Genomic DNA, 3,800 nt, shown 5'->3' with positions numbered 1-3,800 from the left:
GAGGAAAAAATCGCGCCCCCCATGGGGGGCATAGGAGCTAGCCTACCGGCTTGCATCAACCACAACTAAACATTATAACCACAACCTAGTAACGGAATCCTTTGTCCACCAATCTCAGGACACATCAATCGTTCTCAGGAATGAAAATAGAAGAAAACCGAAAACCATACCTGCTACTTATAGCAGTTGGTGCTGTGTTCCTTTTGATTTCACTTGTCGTAGGAATTGTAGCATTTGAACTAACAGCATTCCTGCTAATCCTAGGGATCGGAGCGCCTTGCACTGCTTTTGGCAGCATTAAATATCTAGACAAGTCGCCTGCGGCTGAACTAGACGAAACAAGCGTTCGGTTTTTCTCTGGTGAGTTAATTGGACTAGGGAAGAATGAGCGCCTTCGATTAAAGGAAATTGAGAGAATTTATACGAAGGCATTGGTTTCTACCACCAGTGTGGGAATAAGCGAATTAAACTGCCTCATCCTCGAAGGCGAAAAACTTAAGAAGGAAACAGGAACTAGATATTTTGGAGGATTATCAAAGCCAGAAAGAGATTATTTAAGGCACGAGAACAGGATTATTTGGATGCCTCCGAGTCTTAAGCAACCGCTGGAAGGTTTTGTTTCAGCATTAGACACTAGCTTAAATGAAGCGAGAACCAGGCGGTAGTATCAACTCCGTTCGCTGTGCTCACTTCGTGATACACCTCAACGTTCGGCAAAGAAATATAATAAATGAATGAAGACCTCAAAAAACGAATTATAAAGGAACTTGAAAAGCGGGATGCGACCAAACCCTGCGCAAGATGCGGAAACAATTCTTTTACCATCTTGGAAGAGTTTTCTAGGGTCGAACAGCAGACCGACTTCCAAAATCTAAGATTAGGAGGCCCATCAGTTCCTTGCGTTGTTGTCGGATGCAACAATTGCGGGAACATGAATTTACATGCGATTGGTATTCTTGGGTTCATGGATGAGATTTCTGCGAAGGAGGATAAGAAGAAGGAAGGAGAGAACAATGAGTGACGTTACCGATTCTCCCGAGTCTAAGTTCTCCGAATCCTTTGCTTCGGATTATGTCCAACAAACGAAGGTCCATCTTAATTTTGACCAAAATGTTGTTATCATCACCGAGGACAGGCTCGAACTCTGCTTGCGCGACTACATTGGTCTCATCACCAAAAGAAAAGGATGGATTACTCCAGTTTCTTTGCTGGCTGCATTCGTCACAGCAGTTTGCACTAGTGATTTCTCCGAAACTTTTGGAATTTCCAAGTCCACTTGGGAAGCCGTTTTTATCATCTTGATTTTCATCTCTTTGGTTTGGTCGGCTTGTTCTATCATTGATGCCATCAGGAACAGGTCTTCTCTCAGGGATTTGATTGATGCCATTAAGAAGAGCGGCAAGGTCTCCAAGGGAACTAACCAATCTGAATCCTAATTCCAGTCCTTGCTCACTCGAACAATCTAGGGCCGAACCAGACGGTGGTATCAATTCCTTTCGCTGCGCTTCAGTCATGATACACCTCGACGTTATGGATAAAGGAATTTTAATATTACTCGCAATGATACTTCTTTTGCCACTGAGGGCAGAAGAGGAAATGAGCACAGAGTTTTTGAAAGTTCCAAACGACTTCCTCCAACAAATTGAAGCAGAGGAAGAGAAAAACAGAAAGATTGAAATCACTTTGGAGCCTAAGGCTGATGGCGACATTAGGGATGTAGTAATTCATTTCCGCAACATCTCTGATCACACAGTTCATATTCTTAGAACGTTGGATGGAAGCCTTCAGGGTTTGTACTACCCACACTACACTTTCTCAGTCTCCAATCTAAATAGCGAAGAGGCAGTCCCTCGTGCTGGTGGTGGTTGTGGAAACCGATTCGGGTTATACGATGGTCTAAAATGGCCCGAGGACTATTTGATTAGTATAGAGCCGAATGAAACATATTCTCGAAGTATGAAAATACCATATCAGCTGAAGTCTTCAGAATCATACAGCGTGAGATTCGAATACTTAATACCAAAATATATTTTATCAGAGAAGCGACCGCTAAGAGATACAAAAGGGAATTGGTATCGTTATCCCCTTAACATTTGGACCGGAAGCGTTAAAACAGAACCACTAGTAATTAACCATAACCAGACAGAGGTGGCAACGCCATAGGCGCGCCACTCTTCGACGTTGGGTAAGAAAATGAATAGACTTAGACTCGATACACCCTACGGCGAGTTTCTGCGTTCTTCAGAGTGGCGAAAAACCCGAAATCGAGTTTTAGACCGAGACCAAGGTCTCTGCGTCATTTGCAGAAAGAGCGCAGACGAAATTCATCACCATGAATACCTCGATGAAATCATGGAGGGAACTAGAGATGATCTGCTAGTCTCATTATTTAAAGATTGCCACCGTCGAATTGAATTCAATGGAAAAGAAAAAAGATCAGACTTAATCGAAAAAAGGGAAGTCTTCAACGAATTGAAAGCCATACACGAGAAGCTTAGAAGAGATGGCGTTAGTGTAGTATGGAGCAAGAGCCTGCATCGAAAGAAGCCAGTATACAAGTTGACCTTTCGTGAGAATTACTGGCAGGGATATTTCGTGACGATACATTCACTTACGCACGTTCTATTGTGGGCGATGCGCAGAGAATATAATCTTCACAATACCTCAGGATATATGTCTAAACTTGATAAAGAAGGAGCAAAACTGACCTTCAAGGAAACCAAGCGAATTGCCGCATTGGTTAAAATTGAACGCGAGACGTGTTATGTATATCTGAAGAGTCTGGACATCTCGATACCTTGGGATGCGTTTGATAAGCTCTTGAACAAACCATTTAATAAGTCTAGAGGTAAGAAGCTTATCCAATACGCAATAACTGAACTAAACCCAACAAGTCGGTAGTCTCAATTCCTTTCGCGCTCCGCGCTTCAGTCTTGAGACACCTCACCGTTCACCAAAAGAATGAAACTCATTCTAGCTAGCTTACTCCTACTAGCCTCCTTCACGTATGCTGAGAAATCATACGTAATAAAAGAAGAAGGGGTAAGCATTCATGTGATCGAATTTGAGAAAGACGAGAACTCAGGATTTGCGATACTTGATGGAGAAAAGAAGAAGAATTTTGTTACAGACCACTACTCCCCCAAAGACGATATTCTCATAGTGAATGGTGGCTATTTTGACGGAAACCTGGGTGTGGTCGGTTACTGCATGATTGATGGAAAGAGAATACTAAACGTAAAGAATCCGAAGCTTTCAGGTTTTCTGACGATTACTCAAGACGGGCGACTTGATCTACATTGGAAGCAACTACCAGAAAAAGAATACAGAGACGTCATTCAGGCGGGCCCTTTCATTGTAGATCCCGGAGGGAAGAAAGGAATATACAATCGTTCTGGAACGGCAGCTAAAAGAACCGTTATCGGCATTACGACTGATGAGAAGGTCTTCGTCATGACTACTAGTGAAGTATACCTCTATGATCTTTCCAAAATTCTCAGAACAGAGCTTCCCAGTATCGATAGAGCACTAAATCTTGATGGTGGACCTTCTGTAGGTCTGATTTATGGTGAGACCAGCATGAAGAACACGAACCCTGTAAGAAACTTTTTAATTAAAAGAAGAGAGGTGAACCAGCCGGAAGTGGCAACGCCATAGGCGCGCCACTCCTCGACGTTCGATGAAGTAAAATGAAGCACGCCCTTACACTCTTATTTGCTATGTCGCTTTCAACGCTTCTGGCGGATGACATTTCCCGGGAAAAAGAGAATGAGAACGAGCGTTTGCCGAATCTACAAATA

At 43.0% G+C, this 3,800-nt stretch carries 6 protein-coding genes; all 6 read left to right on the top strand.

Going from position 1 to position 3,800, the window contains the following annotated elements:
• Positions 1–140: 140 nt before the first annotated feature.
• The 6 genes from DDZ13_RS15105 to DDZ13_RS15080 all read left to right on the top strand — a co-directional run bounded on the left by DDZ13_RS15105 (position 141) and on the right by DDZ13_RS15080 (position 3,657).
• A complete protein-coding gene (locus DDZ13_RS15105; protein WP_110132297.1) occupies positions 141–665 on the top strand; it encodes a hypothetical protein in 525 nt (174 codons plus the stop codon).
• 65 nt (positions 666–730) lie between these two features.
• Positions 731–1,021, top strand: a complete 291-nt coding sequence (locus DDZ13_RS15100) for a hypothetical protein (RefSeq protein ID WP_110132296.1) — start codon at positions 731–733, stop codon at positions 1,019–1,021.
• Positions 1,014–1,436, top strand: coding sequence for a hypothetical protein (locus DDZ13_RS15095; protein ID WP_110132295.1), 423 nt, complete (start codon positions 1,014–1,016; stop codon positions 1,434–1,436). Before DDZ13_RS15100 ends, DDZ13_RS15095 begins: the two co-directional genes overlap by 8 nt.
• A 76-nt stretch (positions 1,437–1,512) precedes the next feature.
• Positions 1,513–2,163, top strand: a complete 651-nt coding sequence (locus DDZ13_RS15090) for a hypothetical protein (protein ID WP_110132294.1) — start codon at positions 1,513–1,515, stop codon at positions 2,161–2,163.
• Between the two features lie 30 nt (positions 2,164–2,193).
• The gene (locus DDZ13_RS15085; protein WP_146209402.1) at positions 2,194–2,901 is read left to right on the top strand and encodes an HNH endonuclease; all 708 of its coding nucleotides are present in this window, start codon (positions 2,194–2,196) and stop codon (positions 2,899–2,901) included.
• A gap of 60 nt (positions 2,902–2,961) precedes the next feature.
• Positions 2,962–3,657 (top strand): phosphodiester glycosidase family protein, encoded by a 696-nt coding sequence (locus DDZ13_RS15080; protein ID WP_110132292.1) that lies wholly within the window; start codon positions 2,962–2,964, stop codon positions 3,655–3,657.
• Positions 3,658–3,800: the final 143 nt, after the last annotated feature.

It is taken from the genome of Coraliomargarita sinensis, from assembly GCF_003185655.1.
In the GTDB taxonomy this organism is placed as follows: domain Bacteria; phylum Verrucomicrobiota; class Verrucomicrobiia; order Opitutales; family Coraliomargaritaceae; genus Coraliomargarita_B; species Coraliomargarita_B sinensis.
The sequence above is the reverse complement of the archived record's forward strand: the minus strand, read 5'-3'. Positions and strand labels throughout refer to the sequence as shown.

What these genes read in the sequence shown, in the direction of transcription:
- DDZ13_RS15105 (WP_110132297.1), top strand. Translation starts at nt 141, where the DNA reads ATGAAAATAGAAGAAAACCGAAAACCATACCTGCTACTTATAGCAGTT.
- DDZ13_RS15100 (WP_110132296.1), top strand. Translation starts at nt 731, where the DNA reads ATGAATGAAGACCTCAAAAAACGAATTATAAAGGAACTTGAAAAGCGG.
- DDZ13_RS15090 (WP_110132294.1), top strand. Translation starts at nt 1,513, where the DNA reads ATGATACACCTCGACGTTATGGATAAAGGAATTTTAATATTACTCGCA.
- DDZ13_RS15080 (WP_110132292.1), top strand. Translation starts at nt 2,962, where the DNA reads ATGAAACTCATTCTAGCTAGCTTACTCCTACTAGCCTCCTTCACGTAT.
- DDZ13_RS15095 (WP_110132295.1), top strand. Translation starts at nt 1,014, where the DNA reads ATGAGTGACGTTACCGATTCTCCCGAGTCTAAGTTCTCCGAATCCTTT.
- DDZ13_RS15085 (WP_146209402.1), top strand. Translation starts at nt 2,194, where the DNA reads ATGAATAGACTTAGACTCGATACACCCTACGGCGAGTTTCTGCGTTCT.